The 20,372-nt window shown below is 67.1% G+C and carries 20 protein-coding genes and 1 pseudogene; 7 read left to right on the top strand and 14 right to left on the bottom strand.

The genetic code is table 11. From position 1 onward, the window contains the following. Positions 1-69: 69 nt before the first annotated feature. The 5 genes from rpsP to phaR form a co-directional block, all read right to left on the bottom strand. Positions 70-432 (bottom strand): 30S ribosomal protein S16, encoded by a 363-nt coding sequence (rpsP, locus tag ACHMWQ_RS00855; protein WP_266331412.1) that lies wholly within the window; start codon positions 430-432, stop codon positions 70-72. A 59-nt stretch (positions 433-491) separates the two neighbouring features. Continuing rightward, a complete protein-coding gene (ffh, locus tag ACHMWQ_RS00850; protein WP_396306033.1) occupies positions 492-2,036 on the bottom strand; it encodes a signal recognition particle protein in 1,545 nt (514 codons plus the stop codon). Between the two features lie 294 nt (positions 2,037-2,330). After that, positions 2,331-2,897, bottom strand: a complete 567-nt coding sequence (locus ACHMWQ_RS00845; protein ID WP_396306032.1) for an invasion associated locus B family protein — start codon at positions 2,895-2,897, stop codon at positions 2,331-2,333. Between the two features lie 178 nt (positions 2,898-3,075). Continuing rightward, the gene (locus tag ACHMWQ_RS00840; RefSeq protein WP_354553774.1) at positions 3,076-3,459 is read right to left on the bottom strand and encodes a YkvA family protein; all 384 of its coding nucleotides are present in this window, start codon (positions 3,457-3,459) and stop codon (positions 3,076-3,078) included. A 201-nt stretch (positions 3,460-3,660) separates the two neighbouring features. After that, complete coding sequence (gene phaR, locus ACHMWQ_RS00835; protein WP_396306031.1) at positions 3,661-4,269, bottom strand: polyhydroxyalkanoate synthesis repressor PhaR; 609 nt, start codon at positions 4,267-4,269, stop codon at positions 3,661-3,663. A 261-nt stretch (positions 4,270-4,530) separates the two neighbouring features. Here phaR and ACHMWQ_RS00830 point away from each other — a divergent pair. Further along, a pseudogene (locus ACHMWQ_RS00830) lies at positions 4,531-5,713 on the top strand (acetyl-CoA C-acetyltransferase). A gap of 57 nt (positions 5,714-5,770) precedes the next feature. Beyond that, on the top strand, positions 5,771-6,499 hold the full coding sequence (phbB, locus tag ACHMWQ_RS00825) for an acetoacetyl-CoA reductase (RefSeq protein WP_396306030.1): 729 nt from the start codon (positions 5,771-5,773) through the stop codon (positions 6,497-6,499). A gap of 91 nt (positions 6,500-6,590) precedes the next feature. Here the strand turns inward: phbB and ACHMWQ_RS00820 are convergent, their stop codons facing one another. From ACHMWQ_RS00820 to gloB, 3 genes are all read right to left on the bottom strand, one after another. Beyond that, positions 6,591-8,672 (bottom strand): NYN domain-containing protein, encoded by a 2,082-nt coding sequence (locus ACHMWQ_RS00820; RefSeq protein WP_396306029.1) that lies wholly within the window; start codon positions 8,670-8,672, stop codon positions 6,591-6,593. 148 nt (positions 8,673-8,820) lie between these two features. Next, positions 8,821-9,261: a cupin domain-containing protein gene (locus ACHMWQ_RS00815; RefSeq protein WP_396306028.1), complete on the bottom strand. Its 441-nt coding sequence runs from the start codon at positions 9,259-9,261 to the stop codon at positions 8,821-8,823. Further along, positions 9,258-10,028, bottom strand: a complete 771-nt coding sequence (gloB, locus tag ACHMWQ_RS00810) for a hydroxyacylglutathione hydrolase (RefSeq protein WP_396306027.1) — start codon at positions 10,026-10,028, stop codon at positions 9,258-9,260. The genes ACHMWQ_RS00815 and gloB overlap by 4 nt, the downstream gene beginning before the upstream one ends. Positions 10,029-10,120: 92 nt before the next feature. On the opposite strand from gloB, the gene ACHMWQ_RS00805 reads away from it, so the two are divergent. From ACHMWQ_RS00805 to ACHMWQ_RS00790, 4 genes are all read left to right on the top strand, one after another. Continuing rightward, complete coding sequence (locus tag ACHMWQ_RS00805) at positions 10,121-10,861, top strand: methyltransferase domain-containing protein (RefSeq protein WP_396306026.1); 741 nt, start codon at positions 10,121-10,123, stop codon at positions 10,859-10,861. Between the two features lie 132 nt (positions 10,862-10,993). Then, positions 10,994-11,872, top strand: coding sequence for a chorismate mutase (locus tag ACHMWQ_RS00800; protein ID WP_396306025.1), 879 nt, complete (start codon positions 10,994-10,996; stop codon positions 11,870-11,872). Continuing rightward, on the top strand, positions 11,872-13,008 hold the full coding sequence (hisC, locus tag ACHMWQ_RS00795; RefSeq protein ID WP_396306024.1) for a histidinol-phosphate transaminase: 1,137 nt from the start codon (positions 11,872-11,874) through the stop codon (positions 13,006-13,008). Before ACHMWQ_RS00800 ends, hisC begins: the two co-directional genes overlap by 1 nt. Next, the gene (locus ACHMWQ_RS00790; RefSeq protein WP_396306023.1) at positions 13,008-13,934 is read left to right on the top strand and encodes a prephenate/arogenate dehydrogenase family protein; all 927 of its coding nucleotides are present in this window, start codon (positions 13,008-13,010) and stop codon (positions 13,932-13,934) included. The genes hisC and ACHMWQ_RS00790 overlap by 1 nt, the downstream gene beginning before the upstream one ends. A gap of 278 nt (positions 13,935-14,212) precedes the next feature. Here the strand turns inward: ACHMWQ_RS00790 and ACHMWQ_RS00785 are convergent, their stop codons facing one another. Beyond that, positions 14,213-14,902 (bottom strand): aspartate/glutamate racemase family protein, encoded by a 690-nt coding sequence (locus ACHMWQ_RS00785; protein WP_396306022.1) that lies wholly within the window; start codon positions 14,900-14,902, stop codon positions 14,213-14,215. A 62-nt stretch (positions 14,903-14,964) separates the two neighbouring features. Beyond that, the gene (locus ACHMWQ_RS00780; RefSeq protein ID WP_396306021.1) at positions 14,965-16,077 is read right to left on the bottom strand and encodes a DUF2125 domain-containing protein; all 1,113 of its coding nucleotides are present in this window, start codon (positions 16,075-16,077) and stop codon (positions 14,965-14,967) included. A 71-nt stretch (positions 16,078-16,148) separates the two neighbouring features. On the opposite strand from ACHMWQ_RS00780, the gene ACHMWQ_RS00775 reads away from it, so the two are divergent. After that, the gene (locus tag ACHMWQ_RS00775; protein ID WP_396306020.1) at positions 16,149-16,685 is read left to right on the top strand and encodes a gamma-glutamylcyclotransferase; all 537 of its coding nucleotides are present in this window, start codon (positions 16,149-16,151) and stop codon (positions 16,683-16,685) included. Positions 16,686-16,869: 184 nt separating this feature from the next. Here the strand turns inward: ACHMWQ_RS00775 and ACHMWQ_RS00770 are convergent, their stop codons facing one another. The 4 genes from ACHMWQ_RS00770 to ftsE form a co-directional block, all read right to left on the bottom strand. Beyond that, complete coding sequence (locus ACHMWQ_RS00770) at positions 16,870-17,661, bottom strand: lysophospholipid acyltransferase family protein (protein ID WP_396306019.1); 792 nt, start codon at positions 17,659-17,661, stop codon at positions 16,870-16,872. Positions 17,662-17,696: 35 nt separating this feature from the next. After that, positions 17,697-18,452, bottom strand: a complete 756-nt coding sequence (locus ACHMWQ_RS00765; protein WP_396306018.1) for a YdcF family protein — start codon at positions 18,450-18,452, stop codon at positions 17,697-17,699. Between the two features lie 86 nt (positions 18,453-18,538). Continuing rightward, the gene (locus tag ACHMWQ_RS00760) at positions 18,539-19,531 is read right to left on the bottom strand and encodes an ABC transporter permease (protein ID WP_354553758.1); all 993 of its coding nucleotides are present in this window, start codon (positions 19,529-19,531) and stop codon (positions 18,539-18,541) included. Next, positions 19,524-20,183, bottom strand: coding sequence for a cell division ATP-binding protein FtsE (ftsE, locus tag ACHMWQ_RS00755; RefSeq protein WP_354553757.1), 660 nt, complete (start codon positions 20,181-20,183; stop codon positions 19,524-19,526). The genes ACHMWQ_RS00760 and ftsE overlap by 8 nt, the downstream gene beginning before the upstream one ends. Between the last annotated feature and the right edge of the window lie 189 nt (positions 20,184-20,372).

The raw sequence follows: 20,372 nt of genomic DNA, 5'->3' as shown, positions 1-20,372 counted from the left end.
GGGCGGGCGCGTCGGCAGAAACCCTCTCCCGCGTGCGGGAGAGGGAATGGCGAGGGACGGATCCCTGAATTACTCGGCAGCGGCTGCAGCAGCGGCTTCGGCCTTCTTGGCCTTCTCGGCAACGCGCTCCTGGGCCTTCTTGCCCGGGACGGCCTTCTCGGGGTTGTTGCGCGGGTCACGCTTGACAACGCCGGCATCGCTCAGGAAGCGGGCGACGCGATCGGTCGCCTGCGCGCCGACCGACAGCCAATGCTTGGCGCGGTCGAGGTCGAGCACGACGCGGTTAGCGGCGTCCTTGGCCAGCATCGGGTCGAACGTGCCGATACGCTCGATGAAGCGGCCGTCGCGCGGCGAACGGGCATCGGTGACGACGATACGGTAGAACGGACGCTTCTTGGCACCACCGCGGGAAAGACGGATCTTGAGGGACATGCTTCTCTTCCTTTTAAAACGAGATCTTGTGAAGGGTTAGGGACCGGGGTCCGTACTGGTTATTTCTTCTTGCCGAGGCCGGGTATGCCACCCAGGCCCGGCAGCTTGCCGCCGAGGCCCGGCAGGCCGGGCATTCCCTTGCCGAGGCCGGGCGGCAGGCCGGCGCCGCCACCCATCTGCTTGGCAAGCTTTTCCAGCTGGGCCGGATCGATGTTGGGCATGCCGCCACCCATGCCGCCGGGAGGCATGCCGCCCATGCCGCCGCCGAGCGCGCCCATCATCTTGCCCAGCATGCCGCCGCCCTTCTGCTTGCCCATGGCCTTCATCATATCGGCCATCTGGCGGTGCATCTTGAGCAGGCGGTTGACGTCCTCGACCTTCGAGCCGGAACCGGCGGCGATGCGCTTCTTCCTGCTGGCCTTGAGGATGTCGGGATTGCGGCGCTCGGCCTTGGTCATGGACGAGATGATCGCGACCTGGCGCTTGATCATGCTGTCGTCGAGATTGGCGCCGTCGAGCTGCTTCTTGATCTTGCCGACGCCGGGCAGCATGCCGAGCATGCCGGACATGCCGCCGATCTTCTCCATCTGGCGAAGCTGGGCGGCGAGATCGTCGAGGTCGAAGATGCCCTTGCGCATCTTCTCGGCCGCCTTGGCGGCCTCTTCCATGTCGATGTTCTGCGCGGCCTTCTCGACCAGCGAGACGATGTCGCCCATGCCGAGAATGCGGTTGGCGATACGGCCGGGATGGAAGTCTTCGAGGTCTTCCGCCTTTTCGCCGGTACCGATCAGCTTGATCGGCTTGCCGGTGACAGCGCGCATCGACAGCGCCGCGCCGCCGCGGCCGTCGCCATCGGCGCGGGTCAGCACGATGCCGGTGATGCCGACGCGCTCGTTGAACGAGCGGGCGAGGTTCACGGCGTCCTGACCGGTCAGGCTGTCGGCGACGAGCAGGATCTCGTGCGGCTTGGCGATGGCCTTGATGTCGGCCATCTCGACCATCAGCGGCTCGTCGATATGCGTCCGGCCGGCGGTGTCGAGGATGACGACGTCATAGCCGCCGAGGCGGGCGGCCTGCAGCGTGCGGGTGGCGATGTCGGTCGGCGACTGGCCGGCGACGATCGGCAGCGTGTCGATGCCGTTCTGCTCGCCGAGGATGCGCAGCTGCTCCTGGGCGGCCGGACGGCGGACGTCGAGCGACGCCATCAGGACCTTGCGCTTCTGCTGCAGGGTCAGGCGGCGGGCGATCTTGGCGGACGAGGTGGTCTTGCCCGAGCCCTGGAGGCCGACCATCATGATGGCGACGGGGGCAGGGGCGTTGAGGTCGATCGGCTCGGCTTCGGCGCCCAGCATCTCGACCAGCTGGTCGTGCACGATCTTGACGACCATCTGGCCGGGCGTCACCGAGCGAATGACGTCGGCGCCGATGGCGCGCGAGCGGACCTTGTCGATGAAGGAACGCACGACGTCGAGGGCGACGTCAGCCTCGATCAGCGCGCGGCGAACTTCGCGCATCGCCTCGTTGACGTCGTTTTCCGACAGCGCGCCGCGACGGGTGAGCTTGTCGAAAATGCCTGAGAGGCGTTCTGAAAGGTTGTCGAACATCCGTTCCGCTCTTCCTCGAATGGACCGCTTCCGATCCGCCGAATTCCCAAAGACGTTCAGCGCCCGCGGGCGCGACGCGCTGGCGGACGTTGACCTCCGGGATCGGGTCCCGGTCGGCGGCTCAGAGGATACCTCTTCGCGAGAATTTGGCGGCTTTTAACGCGGAACGGGCGGCCGAGTCAATCAAAGAGGGGCTGAACCCCTGGATTGCATGCCCGCGCGATGCCGCCTGCGCCGCATAAGCAAATGGCCGGGGCTGAGCCCGGCCATCCAGTTCGAATTCGGGAACGGGCCCTACGGGCAGTTCTTGGAGAGCGCGTCGAGCGAGGCCGAGACGCCGGCGAGCGAATAGCTGTCGCTCGTCTGGGTGCCACGGCGCGACGTGCCGTTGACGGACATCGAATGCCCCTTCTTCAGGGCCGCGATCAGTGCCGTTTCCTGCGCCGCGTTCTCGATCCAGGCGCCATCATCCTTGGTGAACATCGAGAACTTCTGTCCATCGATGTCGACTGTAAGCTTGGAGCCTTCCTTGAACGGATATCCGATGATCACGGACACCTCGCTGCGGACGTTCTCGGACGGCCGCGCGGTGACCATGAAATAGGCCGGATCGCGATTCAGGCCCTGCGGCGCCTGTGTCTTCGGCTGGGAGGCCGCGTAGCAAACTTTCCCACGCGAGTCGGAATAGGCGTAGGAGCTCCAGTCCTTGTAAGTGCCGATACGTTTCGGGGTCTGCGCCGCCGCAGTCTCTGCGAAACCGAACAAAGCACCCATGAGGAGCGCTGCCGTTGCGATCCTTTTTCCGTTCATATTTTTCCCACCAAATTTGCCAGAAAACGATCGGGCGGGTGGCTCCGTCACCCGAACAATTACCTCAAACTGCGCGGGTTCCGTTAACAATCCATGAAAACTAATCCTTCATGAACCGCGCCCATCCCGTCATCCAGCCAGACATTCGAATGCAGAGATGGTCGGGCCAATGGGGCGAGAGTGTGACCTCTCCGGCCGAAAGGAACAGGGCCCTGCAGGCAGGGGCGGATCAGGCCGGCTTTTCGCCGGCCAGCACCCGTTTCGCGGCTTCATAATGGGCCGGCTGGATGTGTCCGCGCAGTAGGGTCAAGGCGGTCATCAGCACGGTCGCATCGTCGGCGAAGCCAATGCCGACCAGAAAGTCGGGGACGGCATCGACCGGCAGCACGAAATAGGCGAGCGCGCCGATCAGCGTGGCGCGGACCCGAATCGGCGTGGCGCTGTCGAAGGCGCAGAAATAGGCGGCGGCCACGTCCTCGGCGAAGGGGATGTGGCGGGCGGCGGTGCGGAATTTCTTCCAGAAGCCGCGGCGCACCGTCTCGGCGCGCGCCTTTTCTTCCTTCGAGCCCAAGGTCTCGGGGCCGAGAATGTCACCGTGATGGATCTTTGCCATGTGCCAGTAGCCTCATCGACCCGTGGGGAAGGCGGCGAAACATTCGCGCACCGACCAGGGCAGGCCTCCATTTAGGAACTGGAAAGGCGGACTGCAACGAATCGGGCGCCCGTCGCCGCGCAATCCTTCGCACCGCGATGCGCGAAGTCCCCGCCGGCCGCGCGGCGGCCGGGGCGATGTTGCTGGATGGGAAAGAGGAGATCAGCCCTTTTCGGCCAGCTTCTCGATCTTCTTCTGCATCTCGTCGAGTTGGCGCTTCAGCAGGTCGAACTCGCCATCGGCGCGTTCGGTCGGCCGGGCTTCCGCCGTCCGCGACTCGGCCTTGCCGTTCGGGGCGCTGCTGGTCGGCTCCGGGCGTCCGCCGCTGAAGGGCAGGAACATGCGCATGGCCTGCTCGAACATCTCGGTGTTGCGCCGGACGGTGTCCTCGATCGCGGTGAAGGCGCTGGGCCCGAAGGCATTGGCCATCTGGCCGCGCAGCTTGTCCTGGTCGCGCGTCAGGCTGTCGATGGTGAAGTCGAGATAGGTCGGCACCAGGTTCTGCATGGAGTCGCCATAGAAGCGGATCAACTGGCGCAGGAAGGTGATCGGCAGCAGGTTCTGCCCCTTGTTCTCCTGCTCGAAGATGATCTGGGTCAGCACCGAACGGGTGATCTCATCGCCGGACTTGGCATCGAAAACCACGAAATCCTCACCCGCCTTGACCATGTTCGCGAGGTCTTCGAGCGTCACATAGGTCGAGGTACCGGTATTGTAGAGCCGGCGGTTCGCGTATTTCTTGATCGTGGTGGGTTCTTTTTCCTTCGTCATGATCGCTCCCCTCGTCCCACTTGCGTGATTGTCCGGTTGGCGCGCCTCGGCATGCCGTCCTCGCAACCTATCTTCCACCTCACCACGATAGGGTCATTCCAGGAATCCACCAAATTGATTGTGCGATGCATTGTCAGTCCCATGCTGCGCAAACGATGCATTGCAACAATCGCGTAACGTCCGCCTCGATTGACAGCCTTCGTCGCCCGGTCTCTGATTGTTTCAACCGGCAGCCGCCGAAACCCGATCGAGGAAAGCATCATGGCTTCAGAAACCGACATCGTCATCGCCGCCGCCACGCGCACCGCCGTCGGGTCGTTCAACGGCGCCTTTGCCAATATTCCCGCCCACCAGCTCGGCGCCGCCGTGGTCAAGGCCGCGCTGGAGCAGGGCAAGACCGAGCCGGAAGCGGTCAGCGAGCTGATCTTCGGCCAGGTGCTGACCGCGGCCCAGGGCCAGAACCCGGCGCGCCAGGCCTCGATGCTCGCCGGCCTGCCCAAGGAGACCACCGCCTGGAGCCTCAACCAGGTCTGCGGCTCCGGCCTGCGCTCGGTCGCGCTCGGCATGCAGCAGATCGCCACCGGCGATGCCTCGATCATCGTGGCGGGCGGCCAGGAATCGATGTCGCTGTCGCCGCATGCGGCGCATCTGCGCGCCGGCACCAAGATGGGCGACATGAACATGGTCGACACCATGATCAAGGACGGCCTCTGGGACGCCTTCAATGGCTACCACATGGGCGTCACGGCCGAGAACGTCGCGCGCGAATTCCAGATCAGCCGCGAGCAGCAGGACCAGTTCGCCACCGCATCGCAGAACAAGGCCGAGGCGGCGCAGAAGGCCGGCAAGTTCAAGGACGAGATCACGCCCTTCACGATCTCGACCCGCAAGGGCGACATCGTCGTTGACCAGGACGAGTATATCCGCGCCGGCGCAACGATGGAGGCCGCCGCCAAGCTGCGTTCCGGCCTTCTCGAAGGACGGCACGGTCACGGCCGGCAATGCCTCGGGCCTGAATGACGGCGCAGCCGCGCTGCTGTTGATGTCGGCCGCCGAGGCCGCGCGGCGCGGCGTCACGCCGCTCGCCCGCATCGCCTCCTGGGCGACGGCCGGCGTCGACCCGGCCCTGATGGGTACCGGCCCGATCCCGGCCTCCAAGAAGGCGCTGCAGAAGGCCGGATGGTCGGTCGACGACCTCGACCTGATCGAAGCCAACGAGGCCTTCGCCGCCCAGGCCTGCGCCGTCAACCAGGGCGTCGGCTGGGATCCGGCCAAGGTCAACGTCAATGGCGGCGCCATCGCGATCGGCCATCCGATCGGCGCCTCGGGTGCCCGCATCCTGGTCACGCTGTTGCACGAGATGGCGCGCCGCGACGCCAAGAAGGGGCTCGCCACGCTCTGCATCGGCGGTGGAATGGGAATTGCTCTGACCGTCGAGCGCTAACGCTTCGACGGATTTCATCGAGACCGGAATTCAACCGGTCAATCTGGGGAGGAACACATGGGGAAAGTCGCCCTCGTTACCGGCGGCACGCGCGGCATTGGCGCGGCCGTCTCCAAGGGGCTGAAGGCCGCCGGCTACACGGTCGCGGCCAGCTTCGCCGGCAATGTCGAGAAGGCGCATGCCTTTCAGGCGGAAACCGGCATCCCGGTGTTCCAGTGGGACGTGAGCGATGCCGAGGCCTGCGCCAATGGCGTGCGCGCCGTCGAACTGGCCGTCGGCCCTGTCGAGGTGCTGGTCAACAATGCCGGCATCACGCGCGACGGCTGGTTCCACAAGATGGACCAGGAGCAGTGGTCCAGCGTGATGCGGACCAACCTCGATTCGATGTTCACCATGACGCGGCCGCTGATCGAAGGGATGCGCGAGCGCGGCTTCGGCCGCATCATCAACATCTCGTCGATCAACGCGCAGAAGGGGCAGCTCGGCCAGGTCAATTATGCGACCGCCAAGGCCGGCGTCGTCGGTTTCACCAAGGCGCTGGCGCTGGAAAATGCCCGCAAGGGCATCACCGTCAACTGCATCTGCCCGGGCTATATCGATACCGACATGGTGATGGCGGTGCCGCCCAAGGTGATGGAAGGGATTCTTCGCCAGATACCGGTCGGCCGCCTGGGCAAGGCCGAGGAGATCGCCGCGCTGGTCGCCTATCTCGCCTCGGATGCCTCCGCCTTCATGACGGGCGCGGTGCTGACCATCAATGGCGGCCAGTACATGGCGAATGGCTGATCGCCGGCAGCGGATTTCTCACCGCTCGTAGAAGAAAAGGCCGGCGCCCAGCGCCGGCCTTTTTCATTGGAGAATGCGAAGCTCGTAGCCTCTATCGGCCGGTCGGCTTCCGGTTTTGGCTGTAGGCGGCGAGGATCCGCTGGATCTCGTCGCCGATGTCGCCATCCTCGGCGGTCGGGTCGGGCGTCGGCTCCGGGGCGCGCACGGGCGCCGCGATACGGGCAGGGGCCCGCGGCGGCACGGCGCGCTGTGCCGGCGCCTCGACCGGCTTGGGCGCTGCCTGCGGAGCCTCCTGCTCGCCGCCGTCATCGACCAACACATCGACCGCTTGGGCGATCGCGGCGAGGATCGAATTTTCGATCGGGTCGCCGGCATTGTCGGGCGCGGAAGCGGACAGGCGCCGGGCCGGAGGCCGCGTGGCGACAGCGGTGCCGGCGGGGGCGCGGGGCGCGGGCGGGCGCGCCGGGCTGGCCGGCGGCGCCGGCTCGGCCGCCGCTTCCGGGGTGATCGGCCGCGGCGCGCGCGGGCGCGGCGGGGCGATGTTGGAACGGGGCGCCGACTGCGGCGAGGAAATCTCGGCGAGCAGCGATTCCGGGTCGACCTGCGAGCGACGGAGCGTCGGTTGCGGCGTTTCGGGCCGGATCTCGGCCCGTACGGCGGCCTGTGGCGGCGGCGCCTGGGGCGCGGGGCTCAGCACCGGCGCGGCAGGTTCCGCCACCGGGCGCGGGGCGCGCGGTTCTACGGGCGCGGCCACCTGGGGCTCGGGCGCGGCCGGTTCGGGCGCCGGCTCGACGATGGCGTGCACCTGGATCGGCCGGGTCGGCTGCGGCATGGTCGCCGAGATCGGCTGCAGGCTGATCGGACGGGCTTCGCGTGGGATCGCCTGCGGCGCCACGGGCTGGGCCGAGGGCTGCGACGACAGGCGCGAGGGCGAAACCGTCGCGGGGGCCGCCGGCTGCGGCGCGATCACCGGCCGTGGGGCCTGGGGCTGAAGGGCCTGCGGCTGCACGGTGGGCTGCGGCGCATCGGGCTGCGACACGGCCGGTCGGGTCCAGGCGGGCTGGGCAGGGGCCTGCGGAGCCGCCTGGATCGGCGGCGGCGACGGGATCGGACGTGGGGCGGGGCGCTCGACCGGCGCGGCGGCGACCACTGGCGCTTCAGCCGGCAGGGACGGCGAGGCACCGGCCGGCGTCGAGCTTTCGCGGCCGACGATCCAGGTGCTGATCAGCGTCTCCATGCCCTCGTCGATTTCGACACCGGCATTGCGCGCGAGATAGAGCACCTGTTCCTTGAACGCTTCCGCCAGCTTTTCCGGGCTGTCGCTGGTCGAGAAGACATGGCCCTTCAGCGCCAGTCCCTTGACCACGAAGGCAATCTGCCGGCGCGAGGCGTTGCGGCCGTTCGCCGTCAGCCGCGCCGCGACATTCTCCGCCGTGGTCTGGAAATGATAGCCGTTCTCGGCGACTTCGCGGGTCAACGCGCGGAACAGTTCGCCATAGACGCGCGGCGAGAACAGCGGGACGTTGGTCGCCTGGTGGACGCGGCGGGCGAGGCCGGCCAGGCCGTCGCGCTCGTTGCCATTGGCGCGGCCCTGCGCGTTCTCTTCCTCCGCCTCGTCCGTCGTCTCGGGCGTTTCGGCGTCAGCCGTGGGCGCGAGAAGCGCGATCAGCGCCTGTTCGTCGAGCACGCCGTCGGCGATGGTGCGATAGCCGGCCGAGGTGGTCAGCGTCGAGTAGATGACGGTCGAGCGATTGTAGGAGCGCAGGCGGTAGATCACCGGCGTCAGGTCGGAATCGGCCGACAGCAGGATGAATTCCTCGAAGCCGGTCTGGTGCGCCAGCGCATCGATGGTGTCGAGCACCATGTGGATTTCGGCCGAGTTGCGCTCGCGGCCCGGCAAGGGCGGGCAGTCGACGATCTGGAAGCCGTGGCCTGTAAAGGCGGAGCGCGCCTTGCCCAGCAGCTTCGGATCGGCATAGCAGCGGCGCATCAGGATGCGGCGGCGGGTGGCTTCCTCGCCGCGCGGCTCCAGCAGCAATCCGGCCTCGATCGCCTCGAGCCAGACGCCGGGGCGCAGGGCAAAACGCCGCGCCATGCCCGGGTCGCGGGCCCGAAGGCTCAGATAGAGGCTGTCATAGTCGACGAAGAGAACGCTCTTGATTGGGGCCGTCATGACCTATCCCTGCGGTGCACCAACGTCTTCCCCCCACTCAGATCTTAGATTTGCTGCCATTGCCCCAACGGCGACAGCACCTTAACGGGCCGTCGCCGGTTTGGCGATGCCGCTTCGCCACTCTCGATGAAGAATGGCGGTCTTCTCCTCAGTAACGCTCGGGCTGATCGAGCGGAGCCCAGTCCGGCGCGGCCAGTTCGAAGCCTTCGAAACGGAAGCCCGGCGCTACCGTGCAGCCGACCAGCGTCCAGTCGCCGAGGCTCCGGGCCGCTTGCCACCAGCCGGTGGGCACGATGACCTGCGGCTGCTCGCCGGCCAGAACGTCGCCGCTGAGGCGAAACGTCTCGGTCACGCCGCCATCTTCCGACAGCGACAATTCGATCGGCGCGCCGGCATAGTAGTGCCAGACCTCGATCGCATCGATCCGGTGCCAGTGCGATTTCATGCCCGCCGCGAGCAGGTAGTAGATCGCCGTCGAGGCGGGCCGTCCGTCATGGGTGACGCTGTCCTCGAAGGTGCGGCGATAGAAGCCGCCCTCGGGGTGCGGCTGGAGTTCGAGCTTGCGGATGATCTCGTCGGCCGAACTCACTTGAAATTGTCCTTGGCGGTGCGGATGGCGGCGAAAACTTCGGAAGCTGGGGCGGTCGGCATGTCCATCGCCTGGCGAACGGCCGGATCGCCGGCGCGCAGATAGGGGTTGGTCGCCTTCTCGGCGGCGATGGTCGTCGGCACGGTCGGCTTGCCGGCGGCGCGCAGCGCGCGGATTTCCTCGCCGCGGGCGAGCAGCGCCGGATTGCTGCCGTCAATGGTCATGGCGAAGCGGAGGTTCGATTCGGTATACTCATGGCCGCAATAGACGACCGTCTGGTCCGGCAGGGCGGCGAGCTTCTGCAGCGAATCCCACATCTGGTCGAGCGTGCCTTCGAAGACGCGGCCGCAGCCGAGCGCGAACATCGTGTCGCCGACAAAGGCGATCCCGTCGTCCGGCAGGTAATAGGCGATGTGGCCCAGCGTGTGCCCCGGCGTGTGGATCACATGCACCGGATGGCCGGCGAAATCATAGACGTCGCCTTCGGAGAGCGTGTTGTCGATGCCGGGGATGGTGTCGGCCTCGTAGCTCGGCCCGGTGATGGTGCAGCCGGTCGTCGTCTTCAGCGCCAGATTGCCGTCGGTGTGATCGGCGTGGTGATGCGTCGTCAGGATTTCCGTCAGTCTCCAGCCGGTCTTGTCCAGCGCCGCGCTGACGGCCACGGCGTCCGGGGCGTCGATCGAGGCGGTGCGGCCGGAAGCCTCGTCGTGGATCAGCACGCCGTAATTGTCGGAAAGGCAGGGGAACTGGAAGATTGCGAGAGCCATGACGAACTCCAATATGGGCGTATGGATGGGGTGGCGTCGTTTCGGATCGTTACCTAACATCGTCGCGCCGACATCGACAGGGGAGATCGTGTTTGGAACAGGGCCGTACGCTGACGCCCGACGTGCTCGATCTCGCGAGCTTCTATACCGAGCGGCTGGGCGGCGTCGCGCAGGGTCTGGTCGCGGCGAAGCTGGCAGCGCTCTGGCCGCGTGTCGCCGGCGACCGGGTGCTGGGGCTCGGCTATGCGACGCCCTATCTCGCTCCTTTCGTGGCCCAGGCGGAGCGTGTGCTCAACTTCATGCCAGCCGCCCAGGGCGTGATGAACTGGCCGTCCGAGGGCGGAAACCTGGCGGCGCTCGTCGCCGAGGACGAATTGCCGCTGACCGATTCGTCGATCGACCGCATCCTCGTCATCCATTGCCTGGAGACGGCGTCCAATGCGCGCGAGACGCTGCGCGAGCTCTGGCGCGTGCTGGTTCCGGGCGGCAAGCTGATCGTGGTGGTGCCGAACCGGCGCGGCATCTGGGCGCGGGTGGAAAGCACGCCCTTCGGCTATGGCAGGCCCTTCAGCCGCGGCCAGCTGGCGACGCTGCTGCGCAATACCGAATTCAGCGAGACCGCATGGAGCGGCGCGCTGTTTGCCCCGCCCTTCGCAAGCCGCATGCTGATCCATAGCGGCCGGGGCTGGGAACGGACGGGCGAGATGCTCTGGCCGGGCTTTGCCGGGGTGCAGATCGTCGAGGCGACCAAGCTGGTCTATCAGGGCCTGCCGGCGCGCAGCCATCGCCGCCGCCAGCCCGCCTTCCGCCCGGCGCTGGCGCCGCCGGGATAATCCCATCCATCGTCGTCGCCATATGGCATCGCGATGTTTTCTTTGATTTTGCGGTTGGGCTTGCCTATGAATCGGCCGCCGCCGTCCGCCTTGGCGCGGCTTGTGTTTTTCCCGCCAAGAGCCGATCCAACGATGGCCTCGACCGAGACAAAGAATTCTGCCACCGAAGCAGATGCGGCGACACTCGCCCGCATCCGGCAAACGATCGACGAGCTGGATGCCGAGATGCATCGCTGCCTGATCGAGCGCGGCACGGCCATCGACACGCTGATCAAGGTCAAGGGCACGAGCCGGCCGGGCGCCGCGTTCCGTCCGGGCCGCGAGGCCGACATGATGCGCCGTCTGGTGGCCCGCCACGAGGGCGCGCTGCCGATCTGGACCGTCGAGCATATCTGGCGCGAGATCATCACGACCTTCACGCGGATGCAGGCGAATTTCGACGTCGGCATCGACCAGGGCGTCGCCCGCGATGCGCTGCGCGATACCGCTCGTTTCCTGTTCGGCTTCACCGTGGCGCTGCACGGCTATGCCGACGCTGTGGCGACGATCAACCATATCCGCGAGACCGGCACCGATCTCGGTCTGGTCTCCGCCGAGCAGCCGGCATCGGCCGGCGCCTGGTGGCGGGCCCTCGGCCGTCCGTCCGCGCCGCGTATCATGGCGATGTCGCCCTATATCCGGATCGCCGGCCGTCCGGCCGAGCACCCGGCCTTCGTTATCGCGCCGGAACTGGCCGATCCGACGCCGCCGGACCTTGATCTCTTCGCCGTGACGGCGATCGGCAAGGATCCGTGGCCGGCGATCGTCGCGGCCGGCGGAACCGTGCTGGCCGAGGCGGGAGCGGAAAAGCTGATCGCCCTGCCCGTTGGAACGCCGGTTGCCGCCCTCGCGGCGCATGCGGGATTCGAGGATGTGGCGCGCGTCGGCGCGCTGTCGCGCGGCATCGCCATCGGCGATGTCGACGCCAATCCAGTTCTCTATGAGCGCCTCGACGAGGCGGGAGTATCGTGATGAACAAGTCGTCGAAGACGCCGGATACCAAGCCCGCCGACCGGCCCGTGCCGCGTCCGGGCGTGCTGGATATTGCCCCCTATGTGCCGGGCCGCTCGAAGGCGACCGGCGGCTCCAAGGTCTACAAGCTTTCCTCGAACGAGACGCCGCTTGGACCGAGCCCGGCGGCTGTTTCTGCCTATCAGGCCGCCGCCGCCAAGCTCGAGATCTATCCGGATGGCTCGGCCGGCGAACTGCGCGCCGCGATCGCCGACGCCTATGGCATCAATGCGTCCCGCATCATCTGCGGCAACGGCTCCGACGACGTGCTCGCCATGGTCAGCCACGTCTATCTGGGCCCCGGTGACGAGGCGATCTATTCGCGGCACGGCTTCAACGTCTATCCGATCCTGATCCAGGCCGCGGGCGCCACGCCCGTCGTCGCGCCGGAAAAGGACCTGACGGCCTATGTCGACGGTATCCTCGAACTGGTGACGGACAAGACGCGCATCGTCTTCGTCGCCAATCCGAACAACCCCACCGGCACCTATCTGCCCTTCAGCGAGATCCGCCGGCTGCATGCCTCACTGCCGCCGCGCGTCCTGCTGGTGCTGGACGCCGCCTATTCGGAATATGTCCGCCGCAACGATTATGAGAGCGGCATCGAGCTCGCCGGCAGCGCGCCGAACGTGCTGATGACGCGCACCTTCTCGAAGATCTACGGCCTGGCCGGCGTGCGTCTTGGCTGGGGCTATGGCCCGGCCGAGGTGATCGATGCGATGAACCGCATCCGCGGCCCGTTCAACGTCTCCGCCCCGGCCATGGCCGCCGGCATCGCGGCATTGCGGGATCGCGCCCATATCGACGCCGCCATCGCGCATAACGAGGAATGGCTGCCGCGCGTCACCGAGGGCATCCGCTCGCTCGGCCTCGAGGTGACGCCGAGCGTCGGCAATTTCGTGCTGATCCATTTCCCGGAAGAAAAGGGCCGCCGCGCGGTCGATGCCGACGAATATCTCGTCTCGCATGGCATCATCCTGCGCGTCATGACCAGCTATCACCTGCCCAATGCGCTGCGCATGACCATCGGCTCGGCCGAGGCGAACGAGGCGACGATCGCGGCGCTGCGCGACTTCCTGCACCGGACGGCGCGCTGATGTCGGAGCCTCTCTTCGGCAAGCTCGCTCTGGTCGGCATCGGCCATATCGGCGCTTCGATCGCCCTCGCCGCGCGCCGCGCCGGCGAGGTGGGCGAGATCGCCATCTCGACCCGCAGCCCGGCGACACTCGCCCGCGCCGAACAGCTCGGCCTGGGCGACGTCTATTTCGCGGATGCGGCGGATGCCGTGCGCGATGCCGATCTCGTCATCGTCTGCGTTCCGGTCGGTGCGTCGGGTGACGTCGCCAAGGCCATCGGCCCGCATCTGAAGGCCGGCGCGATCGTGTCCGACGTCGGCTCGGTCAAGGTTTCCGTCGTCAAGGCGATGGCCCCGCATCTGCCCTCGGCCGTGCACTTCATCCCCGGCCATCCGCTGGCGGGCACCGAGCATTCCGGTCCCGATGCCGGCCTGGTCGATCTGTTCCAGAACCGCTGGTGCGTGCTGACCCCGGCCGAAACCGTCGATCCCGCAGCGGTTGAAAAGCTGATGGCGTTCTGGCGGGCGCTGGGCGCCGATGTCGAGGCGATGAGCGCCGAGCACCACGACCTGGTTCTGGCGATCACCAGCCATCTGCCGCATCTGATTGCCTACAACATCGTCGGCACGGCCGCGGACCTCGAATCCGGCATCCGCTCGGAAGTGCTCAAATTCTCGGCCTCGGGTTTCCGCGATTTCACCCGTATCGCCGCCTCCGACCCGACGATGTGGCGCGACGTCTTCCTCAACAACAAGGAAGCCGTGCTCGAGATGCTGGGCCGCTTCAACGAGGATCTGGCGACCCTGACGCGGGCGATCCGCAATGGCGACGGCGACACGCTGTTCGACCTGTTTACCCGCACCCGCGCCATCCGCCGCTCGATCGTCGCGATCGGCCAGGACACAGCCGCGCCGGACTTCGGCCGCCGGGATCACACGAAGCCGTAGGGCCCGCTTTCTTCCCTGCCGGACACCGTCCTCAACATCCTGAGGGACCCGAAGGGTCGTCTCGAAGGGCGCGCCGTTTTGAGGGCAAAGCTTGATGCGACGCTACTCTACGTGCTTTGAGACAGGCCTTTGGCCCTCCTCAGCATATCGCGGATGGCGTTGTGTCTTCACCTCTCCCTGAGGCAGAGGTCGGAGCGAAGCTCCGGGTGAGGGTTTAGGGAACCATCCGGAGAGGGCGTAAACCCTCACCCGCCGGCCTACGGCCTTCGACCTCTCCCTCAGGGAGAGGTGAAGGAAGGATCAGACCTTGCCAATGCGATCGCCTTCCTGATCGCGGCCCGGTGGGGGTCGATGAGCGGCAGCGGCAGGTCGGTGGCGACGTCGGCGAGGATCGGGATCAGGCCGGCACCGCCGAGCACGACGCGGGCAGCGCCCGTCCGTTCCGCCTCTTCCGTGATCACCGCGCGGCAAAGTTCGGCATCGCGCGCGGCCGCATCGCCGATCGACAGGAAGCTGGAGATACGGTCGGAAAGGCCGATCGTTCCGGCGAGCTCCGAAAGCATGTCGCACCAGGCTTCGCCATTGGTGGCGACCATGAACGGACCCGGCTCGGCCGCGGCCGCGCGAAGGCCGGCTTCGGCGAAGCCGACGACGGGGCAGGCGAAGGCGGCTTGCAAGGCCTCAAGGCCCGGATCGCCGAAGCAGGCGATAACGATCGCATCCGGCTCGCCGCTTTCCTGCGACGCGGCCTTGGCGACATCCAGCACGGCGTCGGCGGCGATCGCCGCACCCGCCCGGTCCGAAATATAAGGCGCGCCGAAGCGGGCGGTGACGGCGGTGACGGCGACATCCGGCCCGGCCTCATCCTCGGCCAGGGCCTGGATCCTCGCCGTGATCGCCTCCGACGTGTTGGGATTGATCACCATCAGCCGCAGCGGGGCTTGGGTGCCATCGGGCCGTTCCATCATGCGCAGGTCTCCGGAGTGCTTTCATGCCGATACCGGCAAGCAAGGCGCGCGCCAGAACCGGCTCAGCTGCCGGCGACGCCGGCGGCATTGCCGAGCTTCAGCGGCGGCAGGCGGCCGAGCGGGATGAAGCCGGCCGAGACCCGGCCGTTCTTGATCGTTAGCGTCGTCTCGCCCCAGGTCTTGCCGTCGACCTGAACCGGCTTCAGGAAGGCCGAGAGCGGGACCAGGATCTGCGCCACGCGGTCGCGGCTGCCGGGATGGAGCAATTCGGCGAGATCGGGCAGCTTTTCGAGCTGATCGACACGGATCGCGACCTTGCCGGAGATGACGCCGTCGCGGGCGACCGAGAGGTCGCCGCTGGCATTGGCCAGGAAGCCGCCGATATCGATGCCGAGCTGGCCGAGCTTCACCTGTCCGCCGGCGGCGAGCCAGGCGGGCAGCGGATCGACATGGCCGTCACGAAGCTCGGGCAGCGCGCCGGGCAGGGTGGCGTAGAGCTGGGCGGCGAGATCGGGCAGCTGCGGCGCGCCGGGAATGATGGCGGCAAATCCGTCGACGGTGCCGGCCAGGTCCAGCGCCGTGGCGTCGGCGTCGTTCTGCAGCAAATGCAGTTCGGCATGCTTGGCCCGCGCGGCGGTGGGGAGGCGCGGGTCGGCCGGTGCGCTGATGGTGGTCGTCAGGTCGTCGGTGACGGCGGAAAAGCGCTTCAGGCGCGACGTGCCGACGCGGATGCTGGTCTGCAGCGAGGTCCAGTTCGCCTGGACAGCGAGGTCGCCCGGGGCCTTCAGCGCCAGCGGTCCCTGGACCGAGGCCAGCACATGGCCGGGATTGTAGAGCAGCGCGATCGCCTCCAGTGCGCCGACGCTGGCCGAAAGGCCGCGCGCAGGCAGTTCCAGCGAGGCAGGGGCGCAATCGAGCGTGAACTTGAACGGGAAGCCGCCCAGCGATTCGGCGTCGCAGCCGATGACGCCGCCCTCGGCGACGAAATCCGCCTTCATGGCGGCGATTCGCTCGGTCGCGATGCGGTTGGCCCAGAACCAGCCGCCGGCCCAGAGCGCGCAAAGCAGCACGGCGGCGGCGATGACGAACTGGAACTTGCGTCGGGCGGAACGGGGCCGGGTCTTCGCGGCAGCGTCCGCGCCTGCGGTTGCGTCCGTCTTGGCCGGGTCGATCATCCGTTTCCTCCGTTGATGTGGCGGGCGGCGGCTGTTACGCGGTGACAATCTGTCTTTTCGAGGACGCACTCATGTCCGATTTCTGGGTCTTTGGCTATGGCTCGCTGATGTGGCGGCCGGGCTTCGCCTTCGAGGAAGCGCATCCGGCGCATCTCGAAGGCGAGCGGCGCGCCTTCTGCGTCCAGTCCTATGTCTATCGCGGGACGCCGGAGCATCCCGGGCTGGTGCTCGGCCTCGATCGCGGCGGCTCCTGCCGCGGCATGGCGTTTCGCGTCGCGCCGGAGGCGCGGGAATCGGTCCTCGCCTATCTGCGCGAGCGTGAGCTGGTGACCAATTCCTATCTGGAGGTCGAGCGCAGCATCCGGCTCGAGCGGCCGGCGCGGGACTATGTGCGGGCGGTGACCTATGTCGTCGACCGCGACCATCCGCAATATGCCGGCGATCTCTCGCGTGAGGCGGTGCTGGTGCAGGTGCGCGACAGCGTCGGCAAGGCCGGCAGCAACCGCGACTACGTGCTTGCCACGGCCGCGCATCTGGCCAGCCTCGGCATCGAGGATCCGCAGCTCGAATGGCTGGCGGAACAGCTTCTGGCAGAGTCGGCGGGCTAGGTAGAAGCCGGTCTCATCGGGTCACGATCGGCGCCTCTCCGCCGTCATCCCGGCGAAGGCCGGGATCCATAGATACCGGCCTGGCGGTGAGTTGCCAGACTTGCTTGGCCGGTGTTCATGGGCCCCGGCCTTCGCCGGGGCGACGACCCCTCTATGCCGGAGAGTCGAGGTCGGAAGCGCCTCTCTAAGCCGACTGGCTGGCCCGGATCGTGTCGATGCGGGAGGCGGCTTCCGGCGGCAGCGGCGGGGGCAAGGGGCCTTCGGCGGCCTCGACCAGCAGCTTGTCCGTCGCCGGCTCCAGGACGTTAATTAGCGTCGCCAGGAAGGTCTTCGAATCGAGGCCCGGCGGGATCGGGTCGAGTACTTCGATGACGATGGTGCCGGGGAAGCGCAGGAAGCTCTTGCGCGGCCAGTACAGGCCCGAATTCATCGCGATCGGCACCACCGGCACCTTCAGCTCTCGATAGAGATGGATGATGCCGAACTTGTAGTCGGGCGGCGAGCCGGCCGTGCGGCGTGTGCCTTCCGGAAACAGGATGACCTGGCGGCCTTCCTGCACGGCTTCCTTCGCGTCGGCCGCGAGCTTGCGCAGCGCCTTGGAGCCGCCGGCGCGGTCGACCGGGATCATGCCGGCCTTCCAGGTGTACCAGCCGAACAGCGGGATCCACATCAGCTGGCGCTTCATCACATAGGTCGGATCGTCGAGCATGGGGAACAGCGCCATCGTCTCGAAGGCGGACTGGTGCTTCGGCGCGATCAAACCGCCGCCCTTGGGCAGCTTCTCGATGCCGCGGACTTCGATCTTCGTTCCGGCGAACACGCGCAGCGCCCACATCGACGAGGCGGTCCAGAACTTGACCACGGCGATGGCGGCGCGATGCGGCAGGAAGAAGAAAAACGGAAGCGTCACGGCGAGGATGATCGCCATGATCAGATAGAACGCGGCCTGGAAGAGCAGTGAGCGAAGGATCAGCATGGTGCGGTTCTACGTCGGCGTCGAACAATACGGCGTCAGCGCAGAACCCCGCCCGTTGTCGCGTGAGTAAGCGTGTCCGCAGCATAGGCGGTGACGCTTTCCCCCCGCGGCGTCTCGAAGGCGAGCCGCGCACGAGCGAGCGTATACTTCAGGTACTCGCTGAGGAGAAGCTTTACTGATGCCGCGTGCCGCCACCAACGGTCCATTTCGAGCTGTTTGTTGGAAACCGGGTAGGGAATGAGCCGCACGCCGGGCATGGCGCGGCCGAGTTCGACCATGCTTCGGGGCATGTGATAGTCGCTGGTGACGATGATCAGCGAGTGAATGCCCTGCTTTTCCACCCAGGCGCGGGTCTCGTCGGCATTGCCGATCGTGTCGCGCGCGGCGTGGCCGAGATCGACGCGCTGGTCGAGCACGACGCTTTCCTCGCTCTCGACCGCGCGAGCGATGTCGTGCCGGCCGACCGCCGGATTGACGCCGGAGATCAGCAGCTTCTCGGCGCGGTTGTCGCGCAGCAGCGCGAGCGCGCCGTCGATTCGCGCCGTCCCGCCGGTGAGCGCGACGATGCCTTCCGCCGTCGCATCCGTCGGCGGGCTCAGATTGGCGACCTGGCGGGCGAAGCGCGCGAAATCGATGCCGGCGAAGGATCCGGCGATCGCGAGCAGCAGCAGAACGGTGATGAACGGGCGGCGGCCGGGGGCGGGATGAGGGCGGCGCGAATGGCCGCGCGCGGATGCACCGGCGAAACTCCGTCGGCCAAGGTCCGGATCGGTTTGGGCCGCGTCACTCATGGACGTTAGATTGCAAGCGGATTGCGGCCAAGAGTGGGCGGAATGCGCGTCGTCGCGCGGCGCGGGGGACAGGGGCGCGTCGGCGCTCATTCGATCGAGGCCAGGTGACGATAAACGGTAAGGCGCGAGGTAATCGCAGTCATCACGCCGATCAGAAGCGCGATGACCAGCGCGCCGAGATAGCCGGTCGGGCCAATGGCGAAGCGGCCGAACAGGGCGGAGACCTGGTCGCCCTCCGGCGTCGCGATCGAGCGGCCGATGAAGAAGGAAAGCACGGCGAACAGAATCGCCGCGCCGGACGCGCCAAGCAACCCGCCCTTCAGGCCGAGAAACAGGAAGTGGCGCTGGAATTCGCGCGCGATGAAGCTCGCTTCGGCGCCGACATAATGCAGCACCGAGACGATGTCGCGGTTCGACGCCATGGCGCCCCGCGTCGCGAAGATCACCGACAGCACCGTGGCGATGAAGACGAGGCCGAGGATCGAGACGCCGATGATCACCGTGGCGTTGGCCATGGTCTTGAGCCGGTCGGTCCAGTTGCGATGGTCGTCCAGGCTGGCGCCCTTCACCTCCTTGTCGAGGCGGGAGGCGAGCGCGATCAGGTCGACGGCGTCGGGGTCGGCCAGTTCGACGACGATCAGGTGGGGAATCGGCAGATCGCTCATGTCGAGGCCGCTGCCGAGCCATGGCTCCAGCAGCTTGGCGTTTTCCCAGTCCTCCAGCACGCGCGCCTGGGCGACGCCCGGCATCGAGGCGGCGATGGCCGAAGCCTTGGCCGCTTCCGCCGCCGTATCGACGCCATCGACCGGCCGGACCTGGATGGTGACCTCGCGCACGATATCCGCCTGCCAGCCGAGCGAGGCATCGCGCACCAGCGATACGGCGCCCAGCGTCAGGCAGGCGAGGAAGCTCATGATGGCGATGACGATCATCAGCGACTTGCCGGCGATCGACTGCGCCGGGACGATCGGCGCCGAGACCGGCGTGCCGGTACGGGACCGGCGGCGGCGCGACGGCAGGATCGCTCCGAACATCCGGCGAAACAGGCCCGGGCCTCGATGGACGGCGCGTTCACTCATAGATCGACAGCCGTCCTTCATGCAGCACGAGGCGACGTGCGTCGAACTGGTTCATCAACCCGATATCGTGGGTGGCGATGACGACCGAGGTGCCCAGCCGGTTGAGCTCGACGAACAGCCGCAGCAGGCGCTTGGCGAGCGGCGGATCGACATTGCCGGTTGGCTCGTCGGCGAGCAGGATCTCCGGCTGGCCGATCAGCGCACGGGCGATCGCGGCGCGCTGCTTCTCGCCGCCCGAAAGGATCGGCGGCAGGGCCTGCACGCGGTCGCCGAGGCCGACCCATTTCAAAAGCTCGATGACGTCGGCGCGGTAGCTAGATTCTTCGCGGCCGAGCACGCGCAAGGGCAGCGCGACATTTTCGAAGGTGGTGAGGTGATCGAGCAGGCGGAAATCCTGGAACACGACACCGACGCGGCGGCGCAGCGCCGGCAGGTCGGCCTTGGGCAGGGTCACCACATCGCGATCGAACACGGTGATGAGGCCGCGCGTCGGTTTCAGCGACAGGCAGAGCAGGCGCAGCAAGGTCGACTTGCCCGCGCCGGACGGGCCGGTCAGGAACTGGAAGGATTTGGGCGCGATCTGGAAGGAGAGGTCGCGAAGGACCTCGGCACCCATGCCATAACGCAGGCCGACATTTTCGAAGCGGATCACCGTATTTTTCCTGTTTCCGCTCTCTCTGCCGTGGTGGGCCGCCGCGCCCGGCCGCGCTGGAATCCACCGCACCGGGACGGGGACGATTCGCACAGCTTGCCGGGATCAGCGTTAACGAGTTGTTAGCGATGCCCGGACGACCGGGCGGTTCCCGGTCGATATGGCAGCCGATCAAGGCAAAGCAGCGGC

Source organism: Kaistia sp. UC242_56 (genome assembly GCF_044452255.1).
Taxonomy (GTDB): domain Bacteria; phylum Pseudomonadota; class Alphaproteobacteria; order Rhizobiales; family Kaistiaceae; genus Kaistia; species Kaistia defluvii_A.
Note: the sequence above shows the minus strand (reverse complement) of the source record. Positions and strands in the feature narration are given on the sequence as shown.